The 24,782-nt window shown below is 71.7% G+C and carries 23 protein-coding genes and 1 pseudogene; 19 read left to right on the top strand and 5 right to left on the bottom strand.

The genetic code is table 11. The features are described from left to right. Positions 1-4 precede the first annotated feature (4 nt). From C8E84_RS09260 to C8E84_RS09245, 4 genes are all read left to right on the top strand, one after another. Positions 5-481, top strand: a complete 477-nt coding sequence (locus C8E84_RS09260; protein ID WP_159901496.1) for a type II secretion system F family protein — start codon at positions 5-7, stop codon at positions 479-481. 167 nt (positions 482-648) lie between these two features. Beyond that, a complete protein-coding gene (locus C8E84_RS09255) occupies positions 649-855 on the top strand; it encodes a DUF4244 domain-containing protein (RefSeq protein WP_159901494.1) in 207 nt (68 codons plus the stop codon). Between the two features lie 26 nt (positions 856-881). Continuing rightward, positions 882-1,211 (top strand): TadE family type IV pilus minor pilin, encoded by a 330-nt coding sequence (locus C8E84_RS09250; RefSeq protein WP_159901492.1) that lies wholly within the window; start codon positions 882-884, stop codon positions 1,209-1,211. Further along, the gene (locus C8E84_RS09245) at positions 1,208-1,588 is read left to right on the top strand and encodes an Rv3654c family TadE-like protein (protein ID WP_159901490.1); all 381 of its coding nucleotides are present in this window, start codon (positions 1,208-1,210) and stop codon (positions 1,586-1,588) included. The genes C8E84_RS09250 and C8E84_RS09245 overlap by 4 nt, the downstream gene beginning before the upstream one ends. Before the next feature lie 29 nt (positions 1,589-1,617). Here the strand turns inward: C8E84_RS09245 and C8E84_RS09240 are convergent, their stop codons facing one another. Together C8E84_RS09240 and C8E84_RS09235 are read right to left on the bottom strand one after the other, a co-directional pair. Next, on the bottom strand, positions 1,618-2,037 hold the full coding sequence (locus C8E84_RS09240) for a hypothetical protein (protein ID WP_159901488.1): 420 nt from the start codon (positions 2,035-2,037) through the stop codon (positions 1,618-1,620). A gap of 19 nt (positions 2,038-2,056) precedes the next feature. Beyond that, positions 2,057-4,354 carry a DEAD/DEAH box helicase gene (locus C8E84_RS09235; RefSeq protein ID WP_159901486.1) on the bottom strand — a complete coding sequence of 766 codons (2,298 nt, stop codon included), beginning with the start codon at positions 4,352-4,354 and terminating at the stop codon, positions 2,057-2,059. Positions 4,355-4,462: 108 nt separating this feature from the next. On the opposite strand from C8E84_RS09235, the gene C8E84_RS09230 reads away from it, so the two are divergent. The 12 genes and pseudogenes from C8E84_RS09230 (at position 4,463) to C8E84_RS09185 (ending at position 17,083) form a co-directional block, all read left to right on the top strand. Beyond that, complete coding sequence (locus C8E84_RS09230) at positions 4,463-4,786, top strand: STAS domain-containing protein (protein WP_281348931.1); 324 nt, start codon at positions 4,463-4,465, stop codon at positions 4,784-4,786. A gap of 123 nt (positions 4,787-4,909) precedes the next feature. Further along, a complete protein-coding gene (locus C8E84_RS09225; RefSeq protein WP_159901482.1) occupies positions 4,910-7,276 on the top strand; it encodes a sodium-translocating pyrophosphatase in 2,367 nt (788 codons plus the stop codon). Between the two features lie 219 nt (positions 7,277-7,495). Continuing rightward, positions 7,496-7,783: a hypothetical protein gene (locus C8E84_RS18390; RefSeq protein WP_170296275.1), complete on the top strand. Its 288-nt coding sequence runs from the start codon at positions 7,496-7,498 to the stop codon at positions 7,781-7,783. Beyond that, positions 7,690-7,980, top strand: a pseudogene (locus C8E84_RS18385) (AbgT family transporter); the annotation flags it as partial. The gene C8E84_RS18390 and the pseudogene C8E84_RS18385, both read left to right, overlap by 94 nt. Before the next feature lie 192 nt (positions 7,981-8,172). After that, positions 8,173-8,307, top strand: a complete 135-nt coding sequence (locus C8E84_RS18075; protein ID WP_246197063.1) for an AbgT family transporter — start codon at positions 8,173-8,175, stop codon at positions 8,305-8,307. Between the two features lie 81 nt (positions 8,308-8,388). Beyond that, positions 8,389-9,888, top strand: a complete 1,500-nt coding sequence (locus C8E84_RS09215; RefSeq protein WP_159901478.1) for a DUF7059 domain-containing protein — start codon at positions 8,389-8,391, stop codon at positions 9,886-9,888. Between the two features lie 300 nt (positions 9,889-10,188). Next, the gene (locus C8E84_RS09210; RefSeq protein ID WP_159901476.1) at positions 10,189-10,647 is read left to right on the top strand and encodes a hypothetical protein; all 459 of its coding nucleotides are present in this window, start codon (positions 10,189-10,191) and stop codon (positions 10,645-10,647) included. A gap of 10 nt (positions 10,648-10,657) precedes the next feature. Then, positions 10,658-11,911 (top strand): aminoglycoside phosphotransferase family protein, encoded by a 1,254-nt coding sequence (locus C8E84_RS09205; protein ID WP_159901474.1) that lies wholly within the window; start codon positions 10,658-10,660, stop codon positions 11,909-11,911. Positions 11,912-11,936: 25 nt separating this feature from the next. Further along, a complete protein-coding gene (locus C8E84_RS09200; RefSeq protein ID WP_159901472.1) occupies positions 11,937-12,527 on the top strand; it encodes a TetR/AcrR family transcriptional regulator in 591 nt (196 codons plus the stop codon). Beyond that, complete coding sequence (locus tag C8E84_RS09195) at positions 12,527-14,260, top strand: ABC transporter ATP-binding protein (RefSeq protein WP_159901470.1); 1,734 nt, start codon at positions 12,527-12,529, stop codon at positions 14,258-14,260. The genes C8E84_RS09200 and C8E84_RS09195 overlap by 1 nt, the downstream gene beginning before the upstream one ends. Next, the gene (locus C8E84_RS09190) at positions 14,257-16,272 is read left to right on the top strand and encodes an ABC transporter ATP-binding protein (RefSeq protein ID WP_159901468.1); all 2,016 of its coding nucleotides are present in this window, start codon (positions 14,257-14,259) and stop codon (positions 16,270-16,272) included. Before C8E84_RS09195 ends, C8E84_RS09190 begins: the two co-directional genes overlap by 4 nt. A gap of 100 nt (positions 16,273-16,372) precedes the next feature. After that, a complete protein-coding gene (locus tag C8E84_RS09185; RefSeq protein WP_159901466.1) occupies positions 16,373-17,083 on the top strand; it encodes a dienelactone hydrolase family protein in 711 nt (236 codons plus the stop codon). A gap of 3 nt (positions 17,084-17,086) precedes the next feature. Here the strand turns inward: C8E84_RS09185 and C8E84_RS09180 are convergent, their stop codons facing one another. The 3 genes from C8E84_RS09180 to C8E84_RS09170 all read right to left on the bottom strand — a co-directional run bounded on the left by C8E84_RS09180 (position 17,087) and on the right by C8E84_RS09170 (position 19,975). Next, complete coding sequence (locus C8E84_RS09180) at positions 17,087-17,896, bottom strand: dioxygenase family protein (protein ID WP_159901464.1); 810 nt, start codon at positions 17,894-17,896, stop codon at positions 17,087-17,089. Between the two features lie 184 nt (positions 17,897-18,080). Beyond that, the gene (locus tag C8E84_RS09175; protein WP_281348930.1) at positions 18,081-18,782 is read right to left on the bottom strand and encodes a response regulator; all 702 of its coding nucleotides are present in this window, start codon (positions 18,780-18,782) and stop codon (positions 18,081-18,083) included. Continuing rightward, positions 18,779-19,975 (bottom strand): sensor histidine kinase, encoded by a 1,197-nt coding sequence (locus C8E84_RS09170; RefSeq protein WP_159901462.1) that lies wholly within the window; start codon positions 19,973-19,975, stop codon positions 18,779-18,781. Before C8E84_RS09170 ends, C8E84_RS09175 begins: the two co-directional genes overlap by 4 nt. A 142-nt stretch (positions 19,976-20,117) precedes the next feature. On the opposite strand from C8E84_RS09170, the gene C8E84_RS09165 reads away from it, so the two are divergent. From C8E84_RS09165 to topA, 3 genes are all read left to right on the top strand, one after another. Further along, positions 20,118-21,011 (top strand): ABC transporter ATP-binding protein, encoded by an 894-nt coding sequence (locus tag C8E84_RS09165; protein WP_211675456.1) that lies wholly within the window; start codon positions 20,118-20,120, stop codon positions 21,009-21,011. Next, positions 21,008-21,817 (top strand): ABC transporter permease, encoded by an 810-nt coding sequence (locus tag C8E84_RS09160; RefSeq protein ID WP_159901460.1) that lies wholly within the window; start codon positions 21,008-21,010, stop codon positions 21,815-21,817. Before C8E84_RS09165 ends, C8E84_RS09160 begins: the two co-directional genes overlap by 4 nt. A 115-nt stretch (positions 21,818-21,932) precedes the next feature. Further along, entirely contained in the window at positions 21,933-24,782 is a 2,850-nt protein-coding gene (gene topA, locus C8E84_RS09155) for a type I DNA topoisomerase (protein ID WP_159901458.1), read from the top strand.

The following is a 24,782-nucleotide window of genomic DNA, read 5'->3' as shown; positions in this document are numbered from 1 at the left end:
GCAGGTGCCGAGCGGGGAAGGTGGTGCCCGGGACCAGTCGGCCACGGTGGAGGAGGCTGCGGCAGCGCTGGCCCTCGTCGCGGCAGCCCTGCGCAGCGGCATGGGGTCCCTGGAGGCGCTCGAGGCCGTCGCTCGGCTCTGCCCCGATGCTGCTGGTCGTGAGCTGGCGATCGTCGCGGCGGCGCACCGGTGGGGAGAGGCCAGTGACGTCGCGTGGGCGCGGGTGGGCCCGGGGTGGCAGACGGCGGCGGTGTCGTGGCACGCCGCCCAGAGCGCGGGCGCCGCTCCGGCCGGGTTGCTGGCGGCTGCCGCCCGGCGGATGCACGACGAAGAGGCCCGTCGCGTCGAGGCCGCTGTGCAGCGAGCCGGCGTGCTGCTCGTCCTGCCCCTCGGGGCCTGCTTCCTCCCGGGATTCGTCGCGACGACGGTGGTGCCCGTCGTGCTGTTGTTGCTCGGCGGGCTCAGCGCCGCCAGTCCCTAGAGAACGGCCCCAGAAGGCCGTCGTGTCGGGGGTGGCTGTCCACAGGCGGGCACGGACGTGCGGGTCGTCCACAGGTTCGTCGGTGCCCTCAGCGCGTGCGAGCCGAGTCGCGAAGAGTGCTCACCAGGGGCGCGAGACACGCGCTCGTGGATGCAGAGGAGGTCGCGATGGCGACACAACTGGTACGCAGGATCAGCCGACTGGCGCGACGGGTCAGTGACCTGGGCGAGGCGGGCATGACGACGGCCGAGTATGCCGTCGGCACGGTGGCCGCTGTGGCCTTCGCCGGGTTGCTCCTGGCTGTGGTGCGGTCAGGGCCGGTCAAGAGCGCCCTGTCCGACATCATCGTCGGGGCGCTCGGCAGCGGGGCCTGACCGTGCGGCGTCGGCATGAGCGCGGGATGGCGACCGCCGAGTTGGCGGTGGCGATCCCGAGCCTGCTCGCCGTCCTGGTTGTGGCGTTGTCTGCCGTCGACCTGGGCCTGTCGCAGGTGCGCTGCGTCGACGCCGCCCGGCTCGGGGCGCGTCTGGTGGCCAGGGCCGAGCCCGAGCCAGTGGTGGTCAGAGAGGCTCTGCGTGCGGCTCCCGACGGGGCGAGCGTTGCGGTGAGCCGCAGCGGTGGGTTTGGCACCGTGACGGTCACCGCGCCCGGGCCCGCCGTGGTGATGGCGATCGGCGTGGTCGGTCCTCCTCGTGCGACCGCCGTCGCGTCGCTGGAGGTGACCCGGTGAAGTTCCCGCCGGTGCCGCGCCGAGAGCGGGGGAGCGCCACCGTCCTCGCCGTCGCGGCCATCGCCGTGGTGCTGTCCATGGCCGCAGCAGCGCTGGTCGTGACCGCCACCGTGCGTGATGTCCACGTGGCCCGAGGAGCCGCCGACCTGGCAGCCCTCGCCGCCGCCGGCCCGCTCGCCGTCGGTGCCGAGCCCGACTGCGGAGCGGCCCGACGGGTCGCAGCAGCCAACTCGGCGACGCTGTCGTCATGCAGTCCTGACGGTGCGGGCACGGTCGTGGTGTCCGTGACGCTCACCCGGTCAACGGCCCCGGGCTGGTTCACCGGCCCCGGCGTCGTCTCTGCCCGCTCGCGGGCAGGTGTCGAACCGTTGCCGTGAGCGGGCTCCCCTGCGGGGAGCCCGGGTGTTCAGGCCCCCGGCGTGGGTGGGCTGCTCTGGTCGCGAGGTGCCACGGCCTGCTGACGCAACGCCGCGGTCTCGGCCTCGTGCTGGCGCCGCTCCTCGGCGAGCTGCTTGTCGCGTGCCTCGACCTCGGCCTTCATCCGCTCGGCGTCGGCTTCGCGTGCTGCCTGGGCGGCCTTGGCGTCCTCGGTGGCCTGGGCACGCAGCCGCTTCTGGCGCCGCAGACCTGCGCGCAGCACCGCCCAGCCGAGCCAGAAGGTCGAGATCACGACCATGCCGGTGATGAGGAAGGCCAGCGGGGGAAGGCTGAGGGTGCCGAAGGGAAGGTCCACCGCGACCGGGGCATCGATCGACGCCGTTCCCGTCACGAGAAGGACGCCGGCGAGGACCGCGAGCAGGACGAGGACAACCCCGAGAAGCACCATGGCGGCGACTGTACCCACCTCAGGGCGCGGAGACGCCGGGAGCAGCAGGCTCAAGCGCGAGGTCCAGAACAGCGACGGCACCGGCCTTGTCGAGGGGTTCGTTGCCGTTGCCGCACTTCGGCGACTGCACGCACGCCGGGCACCCCGTGGTGCACCCGCAGTGGAGCACCGCGTCGCGGGTCGCGGCCACCCACTCCCCGAAGTCCGAGAACCCGCGTTCGGCGAACCCCGCCCCGCCCGGGTAGCCGTCGAACACCATGATGGTCGGCATCCCGGTGTCCGGGTGCAGTGCCGTCGAGACACCGCCGACGTCCCACCTGTCCGAGGTGGCGACCAGCGGCAGCATCCCGATGGCGGCGTGTTCGGCCGCGTGCAGCGCCCCGGGGACCACCGCCTCCCCGACACCCGCTGCCGCGAGCCCTTCATCGGTCACGGTCCACCACACCGCCTTGGTGGTCAGCGATCGTTCCGGCAGGTCGAGCGGGTGGGTGCCGAGCACCTCGCCCGACGGCAGTCGACGCATGAACCCGGTGACCTGGGTCGTCACCCGCACGCTGCCGAAACACACCTGGACGTGGGCACGCTGGACGGACCGGTCGGTGGAGAGGATGTCGAAGCGGCTCACCGACTGTGCGTGCGTGGACCACCCGGGGTCGCCGCGCACCACCTGGGCGGCCCGGGCCTCCAGGTCGAGCTCGGTCACCACCCATGCCTCGCCCTGGTGCACGTGCACGGCTCCCGTGTGCACCTGCCCGTGGGCCGACGCCTCGTCGACCGTGCCGAGCACCCTGCCGGTGCGAGCCTCGACGATCGCGACGACGTCGGTGACCCCCCGCAGCGAGATGTGATCGGCGGGGCGCTCCTCCCGCGCCCAGAACCAGCCGGTCGGGCGGCGACGAAGGATGCCGCGGGCCACCAGGGCCTCGACGAGGCGGCGGGCGTGCGGCCCGAACATCGCCAGGTCGCCCTCGGTGAGCGGGAGCTCGGCCGCCGCGGCCGCCAGGTGAGGCGCCAGCACGTGCGGGTTGTCGGGGTCGAGCACGGTCGCCTCGACCGGGGAGCCGAACACGGCGTCGGGATGCCGGACGAGGAAGGTGTCGAGCGGGTCGTCGGCCGCGACGAACACGGCCAAGGAGTCCTCGCCGGAGCGACCCGCACGCCCCGCCTGCTGCCACAGGCTCGCGCGGCGTCCCGGCCACCCCGCCAGCACGACGGCATCCAGACCGCTGATGTCGATGCCGAGCTCGAGCGCGTTCGTGGCAGCCAGGCCACGCACCGACCCGTCGCGCAGCTTCGCCTCGAGGGCTCGACGCTCGACCGGGAGGTAGCCGCCGCGGTACGCCGACACCCCGGCAGCCAGCGCCGGGTCGTCCTGCTCGATGCGGCGTCGCGCGCTGCTCGCGAGCGACTCCGCCCCGGCCCGGCTGCGCGCGAACGCGACCACCTGCACCCCGCGCAGGACCAGCTCGGCCACGATCTGCGCGGCCTCCGTCGTCGCCGACCGGCGCTGCTCGTCCTCGATCGACGGCTCCCACAACGCGAAGGTGAGGGCGCCGCGAGGCGAGCCGTCCTGCGTGACGGCCGCGACCGGCATCCCCACGAGGCGCGACGCGTGGGTCGCGGGGTCGCTCACCGTCGCGGACGCGAGCACGAACGTCGGGTACGCGCCGTAGCGAGCCGCGACCCGGCGCAGCCGGCGGATCACCGACGCCACGTGGGAGCCGAACACCCCGCGGTAGACGTGGCACTCGTCGATGACGACGTGACGCAGCGACCGCAGGAACCGCGACCAACGCTCGTGGCCCGGCAGGAGGGAGTGGTGGAGCAGGTCGGGGTTGGTGAGCACGACGTTGGCGTGGTCGCGGGTCCACCGCCGCTCATCGGGCGGGGTGTCGCCGTCATAGGTCGCGGCCCGAACCCCGGGCACCGCGAGGGCGTCGATGCGCGCGAGCTGGTCGGCCGCGAGCGCCTTGGTGGGCGCGAGGTAGATGGCGGTCGCGCCTTGACCTCCGGCGGCGGCGGCGCCCTCGCTCGCGGCTCCGAGCACCGGGACGAGGTAGCCCAGGCTCTTTCCGGATGCCGTGCCTGTCGCCAGGACGACGTGCTCACCAGCGGCGGCGAGGTCGATGGCGGCCCGTTGGTGGGTCCACGGTGCCTCGATCCCCGCCCCGAGCAGCGCCGAGAGCACCGCGGGGGCAACCGTGTCCGGCCACGTCGACACCTGCGCGTCCCTCGCCGGCAGCCGCTCGACGTGCAGCAGCCGCTCGCTGCGGGCCCCCGCGGCAAGTGCGGCGAGGTGGTTCTCAGCGGCGGACATGCCGGTTACGGTAGGCGGTGCCTCCGACCCCCATCAGCAGCCCTGCCGCGTGAAACGTCCGTGGACAGCGGCAACGACCGAAAGTGGTGCCTCCTCGTGGACCTCTCCGTGAGCACCTCCCAGCAGGACGGTGTCGCTGTCGTCACCGTGAGCGGTGAGGTCGACGTCTACACCGCGGCCAAGCTGCGTGCAGCCCTCGACGAGGAGATCGCCGCCGGCCGCAACCGGCTCGTCGTCGACCTCGACGCCGTCACCTTCCTGGACTCCACCGGCCTCGGCGTGCTCATCGGGCGCCTGAAGGTCGTGCGCAACCACTCGGGCTGGCTGCGGGTCGTCTGCACCCAGGACCGGGTGCTGCGGGTCTTCCGGATCACCGGGTTGGACACCGTGATCGGCATCCACGACACGCGCGAGGACGCGCTCTCCTCCTGAGGGTGACCTGAGTCACTCCGGCGTCGGGGTCTGCCGACGGCGTGTCGGCCGGTAAGGTGCGCCCGAGCGTCCTGCCGTCGGCGTGACTCGCCCCGGGACGCACAACCCGTCAAGGAGGATGGAATGGCACCGCTTGCGCTCGCTTCGGCTGAGTCAGGCTCGGCCCTGGAACTCGCCGGGACGAACCTCACGCTCGTCGTCACCGTCGCGGCCATCGCGGTCGTGGCGCTCGTCATGGGGTTCGTCTTCAGGAACCAGGTACTGAGCGCCGACCCCGGCACCGAGAAGATGCAGGAGATCGGCGCTGCCGTCGAGGAGGGCGCGCAGGCATTCCTCGCACGACAGTTCAAGACCCTCAGCGTCTTCGTCGTTCTGGTCTTCGGGTTGCTCCTGCTGCTCCCGGCCGACGATGCCGCCGTGCGGTGGGGCCGCTCCGGCTTCTTCGTCCTCGGCGCGCTGTTCTCCGCGGCGATCGGGTACCTGGGCATGAGCCTGGCCGTCAAGGCCAACGTGCGCGTCGCGTCGGCCGCCCGCGGCGAGAACGGCCGCGACGCCGGCATGAAGATCGCCTTCCGCACCGGTGGCGTCGTCGGCATGGCGACGGTCGGGCTGGGCCTGCTCGGCGCAGCCATCGTCGTCATCCTCTACGAAGGTGACGCACCCAAGGTCCTCGAGGGCTTCGGCTTCGGTGCCGCGCTGCTCGCGATGTTCATGCGCGTCGGCGGCGGCATCTTCACCAAGGCCGCGGACGTCGGCGCCGACCTCGTCGGCAAGATCGAGGCCGGCATCCCCGAGGACGACCCGCGCAACGCCGCCACGATCGCCGACAACGTCGGTGACAACGTCGGTGACTGCGCCGGCATGGCAGCTGACCTCTTCGAGTCCTACGCGGTCATGCTCGTCGCCGCGCTCATCCTCGGCTCGGTCGCGTTCGGCGAGTACGGCCTGGTGTTCCCGCTGATCGTCCCGGCCATCGGCGCGGTCACCGCGCTCCTCGGCGTGTTCATCACCAAGGCCCGTCCCGGTGAGAACGCCCTCAGCGCCATCAACCGCGGCTTCTACATCTCCGCCGCCATCTCGGCCGTGCTGTCCGCCATCGCGGCCTACGTCTACCTGCCCGCGACCTTCGGCGAGCTCGGCTCCTCCAACGAGGAGATCAACGCGCTCGAGGGCGACCCGCGCCTGACCGCGGTCCTCGCCGTGCTCATCGGCATCGTGCTCGCCGCCGTCATCCTCTGGCTGACCGGCCACTACACCGGCACCGACAAGCGCCCGACCCTCGACGTCGCCCGCACCACCCTGACCGGCCCCGCCACGGTGGTGCTCTCCGGCATCGGTGTGGGTCTGGAGTCGGCGGTGTTCACCGCCGGCATCATCGCCGGTGCGGTCTACCTCGCGTTCCTGCTCGGTGCCGGCTCGACGGCCCTGGCGCTGTTCCTCATCGCGCTCGCCGGCTGTGGCCTGCTGACCACCGTCGGCGTCATCGTGGCGATGGACACCTTCGGCCCCGTCTCCGACAACGCCCAGGGCATCGCCGAGATGTCGGGTGACGTCGACGAGGAGGGGGCGCAGATCCTCACCGAGCTCGACGCCGTCGGCAACACCACGAAGGCCATCACCAAGGGCATCGCGATCGCCACGGCCGTCCTCGCGGCCACGGCGCTGTTCGGCTCCTACACCGACGCCTGGCAGAGCACGGTCCGTTCGCTCGACGTCTCGGGGGTCACCGAGGCCGAGGGCCAGGACTTCCTCAACAGCGCCTACGGTCTGGTCACCGACCCCAACACGCTCGTCGGGGTCATCCTCGGTGCGGCCGTCGTCTTCCTCTTCTCCGGTCTGGCCATCAACGCCGTGACCCGGGCAGCCGGCGCCATCGTGTTCGAGGTGCGCCGCCAGTTCCGCGAGCACCCGGGCATCATGAACTACACCGAGAAGCCCGAGTACGGCCGCGTCGTCGACATCTGCACCCGTGACTCGCTGCGCGAGCTCGCGACGCCGGGTCTGCTCGCCGCCCTGATGCCGGTCGCTGTGGGCTTCGGCCTCGGTGTCGGCGCCCTGGCCGGGTTCCTTGCCGGTGCCATCGGTGCCGGTGCGCTCATGGCCGTCTTCCTGGCCAACTCCGGTGGCTCGTGGGACAACGCCAAGAAAATCGTCGAGGACGGCGCACACGGCGGCAAGGGCTCCGAGGCCCACGCGGCCGCGGTCATCGGCGACACCGTCGGCGACCCGTTCAAGGACACCGCCGGACCGGCCATCAACCCCCTGCTCAAGGTGATGAACCTCGTCTCCGTGCTCATTGCACCCGCCATCGTCACCCTGTCCATCGGCAACGACGCCTCCTCGCCGTTGCGCTACGGCATCGCGGCGGTGGCCCTGACGATCGTCGTCGCCGCCGTCGCCTACTCCAAAAGCAAGGACCTGGCCATCGGCGGGGACGCCGACCCCGACGCCGCGATAGCCACGGCGCACCACCCCGAGCAGATCCACTGACGGCACGACCGCTGCGAGAACCCGGGTCCATCTTCCCGGGTTCTCGCACCGGTCGCCGTTGAGGGGGTTCCTTTCGGCTCAGGAGCGTCCCCGGTGCGGTGTCGTGGGCGGCGCGAGGAGGACCTGTGAGCGTTTCGGCAGCAGCGGACGAGTCGGCAGGGACCAAGGGCTTCCTGGGGTGAATCGAGCGGGTGCGGCAACAAGGTGCCGCACCCGGCGATGATCTTCCTCGGGCTCATCGCCATCCTCATCGTCCTGTCCGCGGTCATGGCCGCGATGGGCATCAGCGTGACTACCGAGGTCGTCGAGCCGGTCGAGACCAGCGTCAGCGAGACCTACGACGACGCGGGTTCCAGGGATCCCTCGATCGAGCGGAAAGCGGCCGATCCGAGTACGAGGTCGTCACCGAGACCATCGAGGTCCGGAGCCTGCTGTCCGCGGACGGCATCCGGCAGATCTTCACGACCGTCGTCCAGAACTTCAACGACTTCGGGGTCGTCGCCGTGATCCTCGTCGCGATGATCGGCGTGGGGGTCGCGGAGGAGGCCGAGCGCATCGCGGCCCTCATCCGCAAGATGGTTCAGGTGGCGCCGGCCAGCGCCATCACCTTCATCATCGTGCTCCTCGGTGGCGTCTCGAGCGTGGCCTCCGACGCCGGCTACCTGGTGCTCATCCCGCTCGGGGCGGCGGCCTTCGTCAGTCTCGGTCGCCACCCGCTCGCCGGGATCGCCGCCGCGTACGCCGGGGTGAGCGCCTCGTTCTCTCGGTGGGGTCGCGCCCGGGGCCCCCGAGCTCAACGTCACGCACAACCTGTTCTTCGCCATCGGCTCGGCGCTCTTCACCGCGATCGTCATGACGGTGCTCACCGAGAAGTACGTCGAGCCCAGACGGCGGGCATGGGCACGGTCGTCTCGATGATGCTGCCGTACACCGTGGTCCTGCTCGTGACGTGGACGCTGTTCTTCGTCATCTGGTACCCCACGGGGATCCCGTGGGGCCTCGGCGCTCCGGTCGAGCTGCCGGGCGGATAGGAGCGCGCCAGGCCCGGCGGACGACCGGGCCCCACGGCATCCGATGACGTCGTGGGGCCGCACCGCATACGCTCGTCCACGATGACCACCAACCCGCCCCGCGTCGACCCCGCGCTCATCAGCGCGCTCCGGGCCGACCTGCGCACCTCCCGGTTCACCGTCGCCGGTGTGCTCGACCTGCTCGGCCCGATGGCCGCCGCCGCCCTGGACCGTGAGCAGGCGCTCCCGGTGCAGCGGGTGACAGCTGCCACCGACGCGCCGTGCGGCACGCTCATCCGCCTGTTCACCCTCGGTGACCCGGTGGATGCCGCCGAGGCCGAACGTGCGTTGCCCACCCTCGGAGTCGAGGGGGCGGTCGCGCTCGGCCTGCTCGCTCCGGAGGGTGATGGGGTCGTCGCGTTGTGCGACCTGCGGCCCTACGCCGGCGACGACGTCGACTGGTGGGTCGCCTCCGACCTCGACGAGCTGGCGACGCGTCGACCCGTGCGCCAGAACCACGTCCTCGGCATCGGTGGGGCGTCGACGACCCTCGCCTCCTGGACCCCGCGCCCCCGGGTGGCGCGGGCGCTCGACCTCGGGACGGGCTGTGGGGTGCAGGCGCTGCACCTCGCCCAGCACGCCGACGAGGTCGTCGTCACGGACCTCTCGGAGCGGGCGCTGGCCTTTGCGCGGTTCAACGCCGCCCTCGACGGGGCCGGGTGGCACGTGCGGTCGGGGTCCATGCTCGAGCCGGTCGAGGGCGAGCGGTTCGGCCTCGTCGTGAGCAACCCCCCGTTCGTCATCACCCCGCGCTCGGGTGAGGTGCCGTTGTACGAGTACCGCGACGGCGGCGCCGCCGGGGATGCCGTGGTGCGCGACCTCGTCATGGGGGTCGGTGCGCACCTCGAGCCCGGAGGCATCGCCCACTTCCTGGGCAACTGGGAGGTCCCGCGTGGAACGACGTGGACCGAGCGGGTCGGTGGCTGGATCGAGGGCACCGGCCTGGACGCCTGGGTCGTGCAGCGGGAGGTGCAGGACCCGGCGGAGTACGCCGAGACGTGGGCCCGGGACGGGGGGCACCACCCCGGCACCGCAGACTTCAACACGATGTACGCCGCGTGGCTCGACGACTTCGAGTCCCGCGACGTCGAGGCGATCGGGTTCGGGGTGGTGACGTTGCACCGGCCTGAGGTCGAGCGGGCTCCCTTCGTCGACCTCATGGACGTGTCGTGGCCCGTGGAGTCACCGATGGGCCCGACCGTGTTGGCCGGCATCGAGGCACGCTGCTGGCTCGCCGAGCACGACGACGAGGCGGTGCTGGACACTGCCTGGGCCTGCGCCCCCGACGTCCACGAGGAACGGCACAGCCTCCCGGGCGCGGAGCACCCGAGCGTCATCGTCCTGCGCCAGGGCGGGGGGCTGCGTCGCCACCTGACGCTGACGACCGTGACCGCGGCCTACGCCTCGGTGTGCGACGGCGACCTGAGCGCGCGGGCTGCTTCGGCAGCGATCTCGGGGCTGTTGGACCTCGATTCGGATGCCGTGCGCGACGAGATCGTGGCGTTCGTGCGGGACGCGGCCAAGGACGGCCTCCTGCGCTGACCAGCATCCGGGCCTGAGGGTGCGTCGATGGCTGGGCCGAACTCCCGATGTGCGCTCCAACTCTCGTTGGGCGCTGCTGCAACAGCGCACATCGGGAGTATGGATCTGCGAGTGGAGTTGGGCCCCGCCATCGAGCGGCGCCGCATCAGGCCGCGAGTCTCCGAGTTCGAGGTCTTGGTCGGTTGAGGGGCGAACATGAGGACGCCCTCATGTATGCCTCACGACCACCTCATCAACGTCCTCGAGGCTGGTGCAACAGCAGGCGGCACCCCGTCGCCCCCAGTACCAGGAGGACTTGAGATGAAGACCCTGCCCCGCAAGACGTGGATGATCAGTGGCGCGCTCGGCGCCATCGCCCTCACCGGTGCGGTTGCGGCCGGTGGCGCATCGGCGGACACCCCCACCCCGTCCCCGAGCGCCACCAGCCTCATCGAGTCGGTGCCCGTGCCCACCGACACGACGATCGTGCTGGAGCCCGAGGCCCGCAGCGCGGCGACGAGCGAGCCCGCGGCCACGACGAGCGCACCGGCCGCGACCACGCAGGCACCCGCCACCAAGGGAAGCACGACGGAGGTGACCCCGGCGGCCTCGGCGAACACGCCCAACACGCCGAACTCGCCCGTGAGCCCGGCCAGCCCGAAGTCGGCGAACACCCCCAACACGCCGAACTCGCCCGTGAGCCCGGCCAGCCCGAAGTCGGCGAACACGCCCAACACGCCCAACACCCCGGCATCCCCGGTCTCCGCGCCGAGCGCGTGACCCGCAGCTGATGACCGGCACGGCATCCGACCTCCCGGGGCTCCCGGCGACCACGTCGCCGCCAGAGCCCCGGGAGGCCGACGAGCTCGAGCTGCTCACCGGCCCGGGCGCGAGGGAACCGCTCTCGCTTGCCGTCGCGACGGTTCAGGCCGAGCTGGCGGACCACGAGGTGCACTCCGTCCAGCACCGTCCGGGCGACGGCGTCACCGTCGGCTACCGGGTGTGGCTGCGCACCACCTCGGGTGACCTGATCGAGGACTACGTGCTCCTCAGCTCCACCGCCGGACGTGACGTGCCCGATGACGCGGCTCACGTGGTGAGCATGCACGGGCCGTCGGGGCGACTGCTCGGGTGGCGGCATCCGCACGACCCTGCCCTGCCGGGGCTGGAGGCCGGGTGCGACCCCGTCGCCCTGGAGCAGGTCGTGCCGGGGGTCGGACCCGTGACGAGCATCGAGCTGCTGGGGTACCGACCCCTGCGGCGGGCCGTGGTCCGTGCGGTGCGTGACGGGCGGACGACGTACGTCAAGGTGCTGCGCCCCGCCGCGGGGCGGGGCGGCGCGCCGGATGTCCTTCACAGGTTGGCGGTTCTCGGCGATGCGGGTCTACCCGTGCCCGCGGTGCTCGCGGCCCGCAGCGACGGGATCGTCGTCCTGGAGGAGGTCGCCGGCACCCCGCTCGTCGAAGCCATCGGCCAGGACGACGCGCGCGGCCTCGAGCTCGACCGCCTCGTCGCACTGCTCGACGCCCTGCCCGCGTCCGTTCTCGACCTGCCTCGGCGCCCGGCGTGGTCGGACCGGGCATCGGACTATGCGGATGCCGTGGCCGCCGCCGGAATCCACGCCGACCGTGCGCTCGCCGTCGGTCGCGAGGTCGTGGAACGGTCGCGGACGGTTGACCTCGGGCCGGTCGTCGCGACCCACGGTGACTTCCACGAGGGACAGCTGACGGTCACCCTGATGGGAGAGGGCTGGCGACCGAGCGGCCTGCTCGACGTCGACACCGTGGGGCCCGGCCACCGGGTCGACGACCTGGCCTGTCTCGTCGCCCACGCGATCGCGCTCGGCCCTGCCGGTGAGGCGGTGGCGCGGCGCTGGGAGGAGGCGGCTCGGGGCGTCGTCGACCCGCAAGCGCTGGCCGTGCGCACGGCAGGGGTGCTCCTGTCGCTCGCCGCAGGTGCGGTGCATGAGGCACACCTGGCGATGTCGACGGCTGACCTGCTCGATGCCGCCGAGGCGCGTCTCGGGAAAACCGTTTGTGAGTGAGTGCTCACTCACATAGAGTGTCCGGGTGCCACCCCGTGCCCCAGCCCTCAGCCCTGAAGAGCGCCGAGCCGCCCTCGTCGACGTGACCCTGCCGCTCCTGCGCGAGCACGGCCCGTCGGTGACGACCCGTCAGGTCGCCGAGGCCGCCGGCATCGCCGAGGGCACCGTCTTCCGCGCGTTCGGCAGCAAGGACGAACTCGTCCAGGCCTGTGTCGCCGCGGTCTTCGACTCCGCCCCGGCCGTCGCCGAGCTGCGCACCATCGACCCGTCGCTGACCCTCGACGAGCGGCTCACCTCGGGGGTCGCCATCCTGCTGCGGCACGTCGAAAGCATCGTGGGCCTCATCTCGGTGCTCCACCACGCCGGTTCGCCGGCCGGTGGCCCGGTTGCCCATGACGCGAAGCGACACCAGCGACCGTCGGACCCCGAGGTCGACGCCGCCTTCCTCGACCTCATCGGTGACGATGCCGCGGCCCTGCGCAAACCGGCATCCGACGTCGTCGCCCTGCTCCAGCTCCTCACGCTCTCGAGCGTGCACCCGCTCATGTCGACCGGCCGCCTCGACGCGGCCGACATCGTCGACGTCGTCCTCGACGGCACCCGGAAGAAGGCCTGATGCTCTACCGACTCGTGCGCACGCACCTCACCCCGTACGCGGCCTCCCTGCTGGTGCTGCTCGCCCTCCAGTTCGTTGCGACGATCGCGTCGTTGTACCTGCCCAGCCTCAACGGCCGGATCATCGACGAGGGCGTCGCGGTCGGCGACACCGGCTTCATCATGCGCGCGGGCGCGATCATGCTCGTGGTCTCCCTCGTGCAGATCGCGGCCACGATCGCGGCGACCCGCATCGGTGCCCAGTCCGCGGCATCCCTGGGCCGTGACATCCGCGCCCGAGTCTTCCGCACCGTCGGCGCCTTCTCCGCGCAGGAGCTCTCCCGCTTCGGCGCGCCCACCCTCATCAGCCGCAGCACCAACGACGTGACCCAGGTGCAGACCGTCGTCTACATGATGCTGGCGATGATGGTGTCCGCGCCGATCATGATGGTCGGCGGCGTCGTCATGGCCATTCGTGAGGATGCCGGGTTGTCCTGGCTCGTCGCCGTCGCCGTCCCAGCGTTGGCCATCGCCATCGGGCTCGTCATCCGGCAGATGATCCCCCACTTCCGGGCCATGCAGACGGCCGTGGACTCGGTGAACCGGATCCTGCGCGAGCAGATCACCGGCATCCGGGTCGTGCGGGCGTTCGTGCGTGAGGACGTCGAGCGCGAGCGGTTCGCCGAGGCCAACACCACCTACACCGGCACGGCGCTGGCCGTCGGCAAGCTGATGGCCCTGGCCTTCCCGATCGTCATGGTCATCTTCAACGCCTCCACCGTCGCGGTGCTGTGGTTCGGGGCCCAGCGCATCGACACCGGGGACATGCAGATCGGCGCGCTGACCGCGTTCATGGCCTACCTCATCCAGATCCTCATGTCGGTGATGATGGCGACCTTCATGGCGATGATGATCCCGCGGGCCACGGTGTCGGCCGGGCGCATCCAGGAGGTGCTCGACACCCAGACCTCGGTGCACGCGCCCGCCCACCCGGTCGCCATCCCCACGGGGCCGGTGCGGGTCGAGCTGCGCGACGTCACCTTCGCCTACCCGGGCGCCGAGGCCCCCGTGCTGCGCGAGGTCTCGCTCGTCGCGGAGCCGGGCACCACGACGGCGGTCGTCGGGTCGACGGGGTCGGGCAAGACGACGCTGCTCGGGGTCATTCCGCGGCTGCACGACGTCACCTCGGGGCAGGTGCTGGTCGGGGGGGTCGACGTGCGCGACGCCGACCCCGAGCACCTGTGGTCGCACATCGGGCTGGTGCCGCAGCGGCCGTACCTGTTCACCGGGACCGTCGCCTCGAACCTGCGCTACGGCGACCCGGACGCGACCGACGACGAGCTGTGGGAGGCCCTGCGGGTCGCCCAGGCCGAGGACTTCGTGCGGGAGATGCCCGACGGGCTCGAGTCCCCGATCTCGCAGGGCGGCACCAACGTCAGCGGCGGCCAGCGGCAGCGGCTCGCGATCGCCCGAGCCCTGGTGAGCAAGGCCGACATCTACCTGTTCGACGACGCCTTCTCGGCCCTGGACGTCGCCACCGATGCCCGGTTGCGCGCCGCGCTGCGCCCGGTCACCCGCGACGCCGCGGTGATCGTCGTCGCACAGCGGGTGTCCACGATCCTGCACGCCGACCGCATCGTCGTCCTCGACGAGGGGCGGGTCGTCGGCAGCGGCTCTCACGAGGAACTGCTCGAGACCTGCCCGACCTACCTCGAGATCGTGCAGTCCCAGCAAGCGATCGAGGAGGCGGCATGAGCGAGGTGCGCAACGAGGAGGAGAAGGCGGCCGCGCAGCGCCGCGGCCCGGCATCCGCCCATCGTGGTGGCCCGCCGCACGCGGCGATCGGGATGCCGACCGAGAAGTCGCAGAACTTCCTCCCGTCAGCCAAGCGGGTCCTCGCGCTCATGGCGCCCGAGCGGCTCATCGTGTGGGCGGTCGTGGTGCTGGCGCTCGGCAGCGTCGCCCTCAACGCGATCGGCCCGAAGATCCTCGGCTCGGCGACCGACCTGATCTTCGCCGGGGTGTTCAGCCGCCAGATCCCGGCGGGCGTCACCCAGGAACAGGCGGTGCAGGGGCTGCGGGACCGCGGCGAGACGCAGATCGCCGACATGCTCGCCGCGATGCAGAACATCGTGCCGGGGTCGGGCATCGACTTCGGCGCGCTCGGCCGCATCCTGCTCATCGTGCTCGTGATCTACGTGGTGGCCGCGCTGCTCCAGTGGCTCCAGGGGCGGCTGCTCACCGGGGCGGTGAACCGCACGATCTTCGCGCTGCGCCGCAACGTCGAGGACAAGCTGAACCGGTTGCCGCTGCCCTACGTCGACGGGCAGCCGCGCGGCGAGCTGCTCAGCCGGGTCACCAACGACATCGACAACGTCGCGCAGAGCCTTCAGCAGACCCTGAGCCAGCTGCTCACCTCGCTGCTGACGGTCATCGCCATGGTCGGCATGATGATCTGGATCTCGCCGCTGCTCGCCCTCATCGCCCTGGTGACGATCCCGGTGACGATGGTCGTCACGGCGATGATCGGCAAGCGCAGCCAGAAGCACTTCGTGCAGCAGTGGAAGAGCACCGGCGAGGTCAACGCCGTCGTCGAGGAGACCTTCACCGGGCACGAGCTCGTCAAGGTCTTCGGCCGCCAGGCCGAGGCCGACCGCGACTTCGCCGTTCGCAACGACGCCCTGCACCACGCGAGCTTTCGCGCCCAGTTCATCAGCGGCATCATCATGCCGACGATGATGTTCATCGGGAACCTCAACTACGTCGCGATCGCGGTCGTCGGTGGGCTGCGGGTCGCGTCGGGCTCGATGAGCCTGGGTGACGTGCAGGCGTTCATCCAGTACTCCCGCCAGTTCACCCAGCCGCTGACGCAGGTGGCGTCGATGGCCAACCTCATGCAGAGCGGCGTCGCCTCTGCGGAGCGGGTGTTCGCGGTGTTGGATGCCGTGGAGCAGGAGCCGGATGCCGTCACCCCGGCACGCATCAGCGACCCTCGCGGGCGGGTCGCGTTCGAGGACGTGTCGTTCTCCTACCGGGAGGACACCCCGCTCATCGAGAACCTCGACCTCGTCGTCGAGCCCGGCCAGACGGTGGCGATCGTCGGCCCGACCGGGGCCGGCAAGACGACGCTGGTCAACCTCGTGCTGCGCTTCTACGAGCTGAACGGTGGCCGGATCACCCTCGACGGGGTCGACATCACCGAACTGACCCGGCACGACCTGCGCTCACGCATCGGCATGGTGCTCCAGGACACCTGGCTGTTCTCCGGCACGATCCGCGAGAACATCGCCTACGGGCGGCCGGGGGCGAGCGACGCAGAGGTGCTCGAGGCGGCGCGCGCGACCTACGTCGACCGGTTCGTGCACATGCTGCCCGACGGCTACGACACCGTGCTCAACGCCGAGGCCGACAACATCAGCGCCGGTGAACGACAGCTCATCACCATCGCCCGAGCCTTCCTCGCGGCGCCGTCGCTGCTCATCCTTGACGAGGCGACGTCGTCGGTGGACACCCGCACCGAGCTGCTCGTGCAGCACGCGATGTCGGCGCTGCGCTCGGATCGCACGAGCTTCGTCATCGCGCACCGACTCTCGACGATCAGGGATGCCGACCTCATCCTCGTCATGGAGTCCGGCCGGATCGTCGAGCGGGGGTCACACGCCGAACTGCTCGCGGCTGGTGGTGCCTTCGCCGCCTTGTACGCAGCCCAGTTCGCCGGCGCGGCGACGGATCTCGACGAGGAGAGCGGCGTCCCCGCCGTTGTCTGAGGCCGCTGGGGGCGGGGTCGGGAGCGACTGACCGCCCGGTCGCCTGGGCGGCCGGGCGGTTCAGGGCCATGACGCGATGCCATCGGGCAGGATCGGGGCCATGAGCGCGCTGACGGCAGGCATGACGACGGTCGGTGACCTCCCGCTGTACCGGGCGGTTCCGTCGGGGGAGGGCCCGTGGCCTGCGTTGGTCCTCGTGCACGAGGTGTTCGGTCTCGACGACGAGATGCGTCGGCACGCCGATCGACTCGCGGCCATGGGCTACCTCGTCCTCGCGCCGGACCTGCTGGCTCGCGGCCGGCGGGTGGTCTGCCTGGCCCAGACCTTCCGGGCGCTGCGTCGCGGCCGCGGCCGCACCTTCGATGACATCGAGGCGGTGAGGGATGCCGCGCTGGCCGACCCGCGCTGCAGCGGCGCCGTCGGTGTCATCGGGTTCTGCCTGGGCGGCGGCTTCGCGCTGGTGCTGGCCGGTCGCCCGGGCTGGGATGCCGCCGTCGTCAACTACGGGGCGCTGCCGCCGGACCTGTCGACCCTCGACGACGCCTGCCCCGTGGTGGCGAGCTACGGCGGGCGCGACCTGTACCTGCGTGGAGCGGCGTCGACCCTCGAGGAGGCTCTGGCCGAACGAGGCGTGCCGCACGACGTTCGCGAGTACCCGTCGGCGGGACATGCCTTCCTCAACGAGCAGGCCGACGTGCCGTGGTTCGCGACCCCCATCTCACGGTGGGTGATGCGGGTCGGGCCCGACGCGGCATCCGCCGACGATGCGTGGCGGCGCATCGGCGACTTCCTGAACCGCCACCTCGGGTGAGGGTCAGGCGAACTGCCAGGAGCGCTTGCTCAGGCCGTACCAGAAGCCGTCGATGACGCTCGCGGCATCCACCCCACCCGACGCAGACGCCGCACCCAGGGCGACGTACAGCGGGGCCCAGTGCTCCGTGCGCGGGTGCGCCTCCCGAGCAGCGGGTGCCTTGGCGAGGAAGTCGAGCACGGCATCCACATCGCCCCGCCCGACGGCCTCGGCAGCCCAGTGGTCGAACTCGGCCGACGGCGTCGGCGGTGCGGCATCCGAGGGCGCCGAGGGGTTGAACCACGCGAGGTTGTGCGTGGTGAAGCCCGACCCGACGATGAGCACCCCTTCGTCGCGCAGCGGGGCCAGGCGCTCCCCGAGGGCGAAGAGCCGCTGCGGGTCCAGGGTCGGCATCGACAGCTGGAGCACGGGGACGTCGGCCTCGGGGAACATCTCCTTCAGCGGCACGTAGGCGCCGTGGTCGAGGCCACGCGTGGGGTCCTGGTGCAGGCTCTCGCCGGCGCCGGAGAGCAACCCGGCCACCGACTGCGCCAGCTCGGGCGCCCCCGGGGCGTCGTAGGTGACCTCGTAGTAGCGCTGCGGGAAGCCCCAGAAGTCGTAGAGCAGCGGCACGTCACCCGAGGTCGCCGAGACCGCGATGGGAGCCATCTCCCAGTGCGCCGAGACGATGAGCACCGAGCTCGGCCGTGGCAGGTCGCTCGACCACGCGGCGAGCTCGCCCGTCCACGTCGAGTCGTCGGCCAGCGGCGGCGCGCCGTGGCTGAGGTAGAGCACCGGCTGGCGCTCGGACGTCTGCGTGGTTGCTGCTGACATGGGTGACTCCTCGGGGCTGATAGTTCAACCTACAACCATATTGCCCGATGCGGTATTCCGGGCCACATGCTGACACGCAGAGGGCTCGACATGTCGCGTGCCCCTGCATGTGACGAGCGAGACGGATGCCGTCCGCTCACCGGCGTGCGCCCCTCGACCCTCAGCCGGGCGGATGCCGTCGGCGTCAGTTCTCGTCGTCGCCCAGGTCCGCGTCGTGCACCAGGATCGCCACCTGGGTGCGGTTCTCCAGCCCGAGCTTGGTCAGGATGCGCCCGACGTGGGCCTTGACCGTCGCCACGCTGAGGTACAGCGTGCTCCCGATCTCCTGGTTGCTCAGCCCTCGGCCGAGCGCGCCGGCCACCTCGAGTTCACGCTCGGTCAGCACCTCGAGAGCAGCACGGGCAGCGACCCGGCGGCGGTCAGCGGAACTCGGCCCAGCGGCATCCCGCGCGGCCACCTCGGCGATGAGGGCTGACGTCGCGTGCGGCGACAGGATCGGCAGCCCGGCAGCCACCGCGTGCACGGCCTCGACGAGCCGGGCCGGCGGGGTGTCCTTGAGCAGGAACCCGTGGGCCCCCACCCGCAGCGCCGCCAGCACCATCTCGTCGGCATCGAAGGTCGTCAGCACGAGCACCTTCGGTGGCTCACGCAGTGCCAGCAGGTCGCCGGTGGCGGCCAGGCCGTCGCGGCGTGGCATCCGGATGTCCATGAGCACGACGTCGGGGGCGACCTCGCGAACGAGCGCCACGGCATCCGCCCCGTCACCAGCCTCGCCGACGACCGACAGCGTCGGATCGCCCCCGAGGATCATCGCCAGCCCGGCCCGCACCAGCGGGTCGTCGTCGATGATGGCGACCCGCACCGGGGCCGCGGATGCCCCGTTCACGCCGCCCACGGTAGCGACGCGCGCACGACGAAGCGGCCACCGGTCTCGCCATGGTCCAGCGACCCGCCGAGCAGCGCAACGCGCTCATCCAGCCCGAGCAGCCCCAGCCCGCGCAGCCGCTCGGGGGTCGCGGCGCCGACCGGCAGCGGGTTGCTCACGACGACGTCGACGCCTTCGCCCGGGCCGCCCTCGATGCTCACCGTCACCGAGCACGCAGGGGCGTGCTTGCGGGCGTTGGTCAGGCACTCCTGGACGATCCGGTAGAGGGTGCGCCCCGTCGTCGGGGGCGGAGCCTGCGTCAGCTGGTTGTCGAGCAGCACCCGCATGCCTGCGACTTCCGCCTCGGCGACCAGCGCCGGCAGGTCCTCCGTCCCCGGCTGGGGTGGTTCGGGCATGCCGTCGGCAGCGTCGTCGCTGCGCAGCACCCCGAGCACGGTGCGCAGGTCGGACATCGCGAGCTGCGCGTTGTCCTCGATCGTGCGGGCGACGGCGATCTGCTGCTCCCGCGGCAGGTCATCGCGGTAGGTCAGCGCGCCGGCGTGCATCGACACCAGTGAGATGCGGTGGGCCAGGACGTCGTGCATCTCGCGGGCGATGCGGGTGCGCTCCTCGGCGCGGGCTGCGGCGACGCGGGCCTGCTGCTCGCGCTCGTTGGTCTCGGCGCGCTCGCGCAGGGTGTGCCGGCCCTCGCGGTCGGCGCCGACCGCGTAGCCGATCGCGACGACGACGGCGATGACGACGGCGCCGCCCAGGACGCCGGACAGGACGCCAACCCACCACGACTCTCGCTCGATGCTGGGGTACAGCGTCTCCATCGACACGGTCGCCGCGATGGTCAGGGCAACCACGGGGGCCAGTTCACGGGGGCGTCGCCGCGTCGCCAAGGACGCCAGGGCCAGGGTCGCCGGGCCGAGCGCCAACAAGGAGACCGCCGAGAAGGCAGCGGTGAGCGCGGCCACCACGAAGGGCCAGCGGCGACGCTGGAGGACGAGGACGAAGGCCGCGAGCCCCAGCACGGGATCTGCCAGCAGGATCCAGAACGCCTCGGCCCCGCTCGGTTCGTAGTCGGCCTCCGCCAACGGACCGACGGTGACGAGGAACGCGACCAGGCTCACGAGCGCGGCGAGTCCCAGGCGCCAGGCGTACTCCCACCAGCGCAGCGGTGGGGGTGGCGTCATGCCGTCAGTATCCATGCCCCGACGCTACGAGCGCGCCGACCTCGTGCGCGTCGGCTAAAGGTCGCCCCGGCAGCGCCGAGACATAGACCAAGGTCGGGGGTGGATGCCGTCCGCTGGCCGATGTGCGCCCCGCACCCTCGCTTGCAGGCTGGTTCCCATGATCAGAGTCGAGAATCTCACCAAGCGCTACGGCAGCGTCACCGCTGTCGACGGCGCCACCTTCACCGTGCGGCCCGGGACGGTCACCGGCTTCCTCGGCCCCAACGGCGCCGGCAAGTCAACGGTCATGCGGATGCTGACCGGGCTGACCCCACCCACCAGCGGACACGCCACCGTGCTGGGCCGCGCCTACCGCGACCTGCCCAACGCCGGCGCCCACGTCGGCGTCATGCTCGACGCCTCGGCGCAGCACCCCGGCCGCACCGGTCGCGAGGCGCTGACCCTGGCCTCGATCGCCATCGGCGTCCCGCGCACCCGCGTCGACGAGGTGCTGCGCCTCGTCGGGCTCACCGACGACGAGGCCGGGCGCCGCGTGCGCACCTACTCCCTCGGCATGCGCCAGCGACTCGGGTTGGCCGGGGCCTTCCTCGGGGAACCACGGGTGCTCGTGCTCGACGAGCCGGCCAACGGCCTGGACCCCCAGGGCATCCACTGGATGCGCGGCCTCCTGCGCGACTTCGCCGACCGTGGCGGAGCGGTGCTGCTCTCCTCGCACCTGCTCGCCGAGGTGCAGGCCGTCGCCGACGACATCGTCGTCATCGGGCGCGGCCGGATCGTCGCGCAGGGACCGGTGGCCGAGCTGGTCGACGGCCTCGGCGCCATCGCCCGCTCGCTGGACGATGCCGCACTCGTCGCCGCGCTGGAAGCCGCCGGTCACGCCGCGGCGGCCACGGCATCCGGCGTCGTCGTCGAGGCCGAACCGGTCGACGTCGCCCGCATCGCCCTCGCCGCGGGGATCGTCGTCACCGACCTTCGCCCGCACGGGGCCCAGGGCCTCGAAGACCTCTTCCTCAGACTCACCGCCGACGACGCCCGGGAGGTGGCGGCATGACCACCACGATGACCCCCGCTTCCGCACCCACCACACCGGATGCCGTTCACGCACCTCTCGAGGGGAGCCCCGGCATCCCCTTCCGTCGGCTCCTCGAGGTGGAGCGACGCAAGATCGTCGACACCCGCTCGGGAGCGTGGCTGCTGGGGATCACTGCCCTGCTGACGGCGCTCACCCTGGCGGTCATGCTCATCTGGGGGGAGTCCGACGGCCTCGGGTTCATGGGGCTGCTCAGCGTGGTGACCATGCCGCTCAGCCTGCTCCTGCCGATTCTCGGCATCCTCACGGCCACGACCGAGTGGAGCCAGCGGACGGCGCTCGTGACCTTCACCCTGGAGCCGCGACGCGGGCGGGTCGTCGTGGCCAAGCTGCTGGCCGTCGTGGGCCTCTCCCTGACGGTCCTCGTCCTGACGATCCTCGCGAGTGCGCTGTTCTACCTCGCGTCGACCACCGTGCGCGACGGCCCTGCCGACTGGTCGTCCGAGCCCGCGGTCGTCGCAAAGCTCTTGCTCCTGCTGACGATCTACCTCGTCCAAGGGCTTGCGTTCGGTCTGCTCTTCCTCAACACCCCGGCAGCGATCGTCACCTCCTTGCTGCTGCCGATGGTGTTCACCGTGGTGACGACGATCGTCGGCTCCCTCGAGCGGGTCACCGCCTGGGTCGACCTGCTCGTCGCCAGTGAACCGCTGATGGCGGGCTCGATGGGCGGCGCGGAGTGGGCGCACCTGGGCACGGCCTCCCTGCTGTGGCTGGGGCTGCCGTTCGCGGTCGGCACGTGGCGGGTGCTCACCAAGGAGATCGCCTGACCCCGCGCAGGAGGGGCCGTGTGTGCGTCTCCCGGGGCGGGGCGCTACGGTCAGGGCGTTCCCACGTCGGAGCAGCGACGAATCCGCTGCACGTGGGGAAACGGAAACGGAACAGGTGAACCCCTTGGCAGGACGCAAGCTCGTCATCGTCGAGTCCCCGGCAAAGGCCCGCACGATCGCGGGGTACCTCGGCCCCGACTGGGACGTCGAGGCCTCGGTCGGCCACATCCGCGACATCCCGACCCCCAGCGAGATGCCCGCCGAGATGAAGAAGGGCCCGTTCGGCCGCTTCGGCGTCAACATCGACGCCGACTTCGAGCCCTTCTACGTCGTCGACGCCGACAAGAGGAAGAAGGTCCGCGAACTGAAGGCGCTGCTCAAGGGCGCCGACGAGCTCTACCTGGCCACTGATGAGGACCGCGAGGGCGAGGCCATCGCGTGGCACCTGCTCGAGACGCTCCAGCCCACCGTTCCGGTCAAGCGCATGGTCTTCCACGAGATCACCAAGGAGGCCATCCAGCGCGCCGCCAACTCCACCCGCGACGTCGACACCCACCTCGTCGACGCCCAGGAGACACGCCGCATCCTCGACCGCCTCTACGGCTACGAGGTCAGCCCCGTCCTGTGGCGCAAGGTCAAGGCCGGTTTGTCCGCCGGCCGCGTGCAGTCGGTCGCGACCCGCCTCGTGGTCGAGCGTGAGCGCGAGCGTATGGCCTTCCGCTCCGCGAGCTACTGGGACGTCGAGGCCGACGTCACCCCCGACACCGAGGCCAACCTGTTCACCGCACGCCTCACCGGTGTCGACGGCAACCGGGTCGCCACCGGGCGCGACTTCGCCGACGACGGCACCCTGGCCAACGCCAAGGCCGTCCAGGTCGACGAGGCCACGGCCCGCGGCATCGCCGACGCGCTGCCGGCATCCGAGGTCGTCGTCACCGAGGTCTCCGAGAAGCCGTACACGCGCCGCCCGAGCGCCCCGTTCACGACGAGCACCCTCCAGCAGGAGGCCTCGCGCAAGCTGCGTCTGAACAGCCGCAATGCCATGCGCGTTGCCCAGCGGTTGTACGAGAACGGCTACATCACGTACATGCGAACCGACAGCACCTCGCTCTCGGATGCCGCGTTGTCGGCGGCGCGCCAGCAGGCCCGTGAGCTCTACGGCGCCGAGTACGTGCCGGACTCGCCGCGTCGCTACGAGAAGAAGGTCAAGAACGCCCAGGAGGCCCACGAAGCCATCCGCCCCGCGGGTGACAGGTTCCGCACCCCGGCCCAGGTCAGGGGTGAGCTGCGCGGCGAGGAGTTCGCCCTCTACGAGCTGATCTGGAAGCGCACGGTCGCGTCGCAGATGGCCGACGCGCGCGGCTCCACGGCATCCCTGCGGTTGGGGGCGACCCTGCCCGACGGCGCGCCGGTAGCGTCCGTCGAGCTGTCGGCATCCGGCACCGTCATCACCTTCCGGGGCTTCCTCGCCGCCTACGAGGAGGGTCGTGACGAGAAGCAGGCTCCCAAGCGCAAGGAGGAGGCGCAGGAGGAGCGCCGCCTGCCCCGGCTCGGCGAAGGTGCCGCGCTGCGCACGGTGCGGGCCGAGGCGCTGGGTCACGAGACCTCGCCCCCGCCGCGCTACACCGAGGCCACCCTCGTCAAGGCCATGGAGGAGCGCGGCATCGGCCGCCCCTCGACCTACGCCTCGACGATCGGCACCATCCAGGACCGCGGGTACGTGTCCAACCGCGGGTCGGCGCTCATCCCGAGCTGGCTCGCGTTCGCGGTGACCCGGCTCATGGAGGAGCACTTCCCCCGGCTGGTCGACTACGGCTTCACCGCCTCCATGGAGGAGGACCTCGACGCCATCGCCCGCGGCGACGCCCGCCGGGCCGAGTGGTTGCGCCGGTTCTACTTCGGCGACGAGGCGAAGTCCTCGCAGGGTCTGCGGGACCTCGTCGAGGACCTCGGCGACATCGACGCCCGGGCCATCTCCACCATCGACATTGGCGACGGGATCGTCGTGCGGGTCGGCCGCTACGGCCCGTACGTCGAGGAGGTCGTGCCCGCCGGAGTGGATCCCAAGACCGGCGAGGTCACCGACGCCGCGGCGCTCGGGGAGGACGGCGCTCCGGTGGCGCCCCGCCGGGCCACGATCGGTGACGACATCGCCCCCGACGAGCTGACGCCCGCCATGGCGCGCGAGCTGCTCGCCACCGCGGCCGACGACGGCCGGGTGCTCGGCCAGGACCCGGCCACGGGGCGCGACATCGTCGCGAAGGCGGGGCGCTACGGCCCCTACGTGACCGAGGTGCTGCCGGAGGTGAACGAGGCGCCGGCTCCGGGGGCGACCAAGGGGCGCGGCAAGGCGGTCAAGCCCAAGCCGCGCACGGCATCCCTGTTCAAGGACATGGACCTCGCGACGATCGACCTCGACACCGCCCTGAAGCTGCTTTCGCTGCCGCGCGTCGTCGGCGCCGACCCCGAGTCGGGCGAGGAGATCACCGCGCAGAACGGGCGTTACGGGCCGTACCTGAAGAAGGGCACCGACTCCCGCTCGCTCGAGACCGAGCAGCAGCTGTTCGACATCACCCTCGAGCAGGCGCTCGCGATCTACGCGCAGCCCAAGCAGCGCGGTCGGGCCGCGGCGAAGCCGCCGCTGGCCGAGCTCGGCAACGACCCCGTGTCGGGGCGGCCGGTCGTCGTCAAGGACGGGCGGTTCGGCCCGTACGTCACCGACGGCGAGACGAACGCGACCCTGCGCAAGGACGACGACCCCGAGCGGATCTCGCCCGAGCGCGGGTACGAGCTGCTCGCCGACAAGCGGGCCCGCGGGCCGGTCAAGCGCACCGCGAAGAAGGCACCGGCGAAGAAGGCCACGACCCGCAAGGCCGCGGCGAAGAAGACCGCGGTCAAGAAGACTGCGACCAAGACCGCGACGAAGTCGGCGGCGACGCGAAAGTCGACCGCCACGAAGGAGTGA

Origin of the sequence: Ornithinibacter aureus (assembly GCF_009858245.1) — a bacterium.
GTDB classification, from domain to species: Bacteria; Actinomycetota; Actinomycetes; order Actinomycetales; family Dermatophilaceae; genus Fodinibacter; species Fodinibacter aureus.
The sequence above is the reverse complement of the archived record's forward strand: the minus strand, read 5'-3'. Positions and strand labels throughout refer to the sequence as shown.

Bases quoted from the DNA above. Each gene is read 5' to 3' on its own strand.
- C8E84_RS09255 (WP_159901494.1), top strand. From the start codon at position 649: ATGGCGACACAACTGGTACGCAGGATCAGCCGACTGGCGCGACGGGTC.
- C8E84_RS09250 (WP_159901492.1), top strand. From the start codon at position 882: ATGGCGACCGCCGAGTTGGCGGTGGCGATCCCGAGCCTGCTCGCCGTC.
- C8E84_RS09240 (WP_159901488.1), bottom strand. From the start codon at position 2,037: ATGGTGCTTCTCGGGGTTGTCCTCGTCCTGCTCGCGGTCCTCGCCGGC.
- C8E84_RS09235 (WP_159901486.1), bottom strand. From the start codon at position 4,354: ATGTCCGCCGCTGAGAACCACCTCGCCGCACTTGCCGCGGGGGCCCGC.
- C8E84_RS09225 (WP_159901482.1), top strand. From the start codon at position 4,910: ATGGCACCGCTTGCGCTCGCTTCGGCTGAGTCAGGCTCGGCCCTGGAA.
- C8E84_RS18390 (WP_170296275.1), top strand. From the start codon at position 7,496: ATGATCTTCCTCGGGCTCATCGCCATCCTCATCGTCCTGTCCGCGGTC.
- C8E84_RS18075 (WP_246197063.1), top strand. From the start codon at position 8,173: ATGGGCACGGTCGTCTCGATGATGCTGCCGTACACCGTGGTCCTGCTC.
- C8E84_RS09215 (WP_159901478.1), top strand. From the start codon at position 8,389: ATGACCACCAACCCGCCCCGCGTCGACCCCGCGCTCATCAGCGCGCTC.
- C8E84_RS09210 (WP_159901476.1), top strand. From the start codon at position 10,189: ATGAAGACCCTGCCCCGCAAGACGTGGATGATCAGTGGCGCGCTCGGC.
- C8E84_RS09205 (WP_159901474.1), top strand. From the start codon at position 10,658: ATGACCGGCACGGCATCCGACCTCCCGGGGCTCCCGGCGACCACGTCG.
- C8E84_RS09195 (WP_159901470.1), top strand. From the start codon at position 12,527: ATGCTCTACCGACTCGTGCGCACGCACCTCACCCCGTACGCGGCCTCC.
- C8E84_RS09190 (WP_159901468.1), top strand. From the start codon at position 14,257: ATGAGCGAGGTGCGCAACGAGGAGGAGAAGGCGGCCGCGCAGCGCCGC.
- C8E84_RS09185 (WP_159901466.1), top strand. From the start codon at position 16,373: ATGAGCGCGCTGACGGCAGGCATGACGACGGTCGGTGACCTCCCGCTG.
- C8E84_RS09180 (WP_159901464.1), bottom strand. From the start codon at position 17,896: ATGTCAGCAGCAACCACGCAGACGTCCGAGCGCCAGCCGGTGCTCTAC.
- C8E84_RS09170 (WP_159901462.1), bottom strand. From the start codon at position 19,975: ATGGATACTGACGGCATGACGCCACCCCCACCGCTGCGCTGGTGGGAG.
- C8E84_RS09165 (WP_211675456.1), top strand. From the start codon at position 20,118: ATGATCAGAGTCGAGAATCTCACCAAGCGCTACGGCAGCGTCACCGCT.
- C8E84_RS09160 (WP_159901460.1), top strand. From the start codon at position 21,008: ATGACCACCACGATGACCCCCGCTTCCGCACCCACCACACCGGATGCC.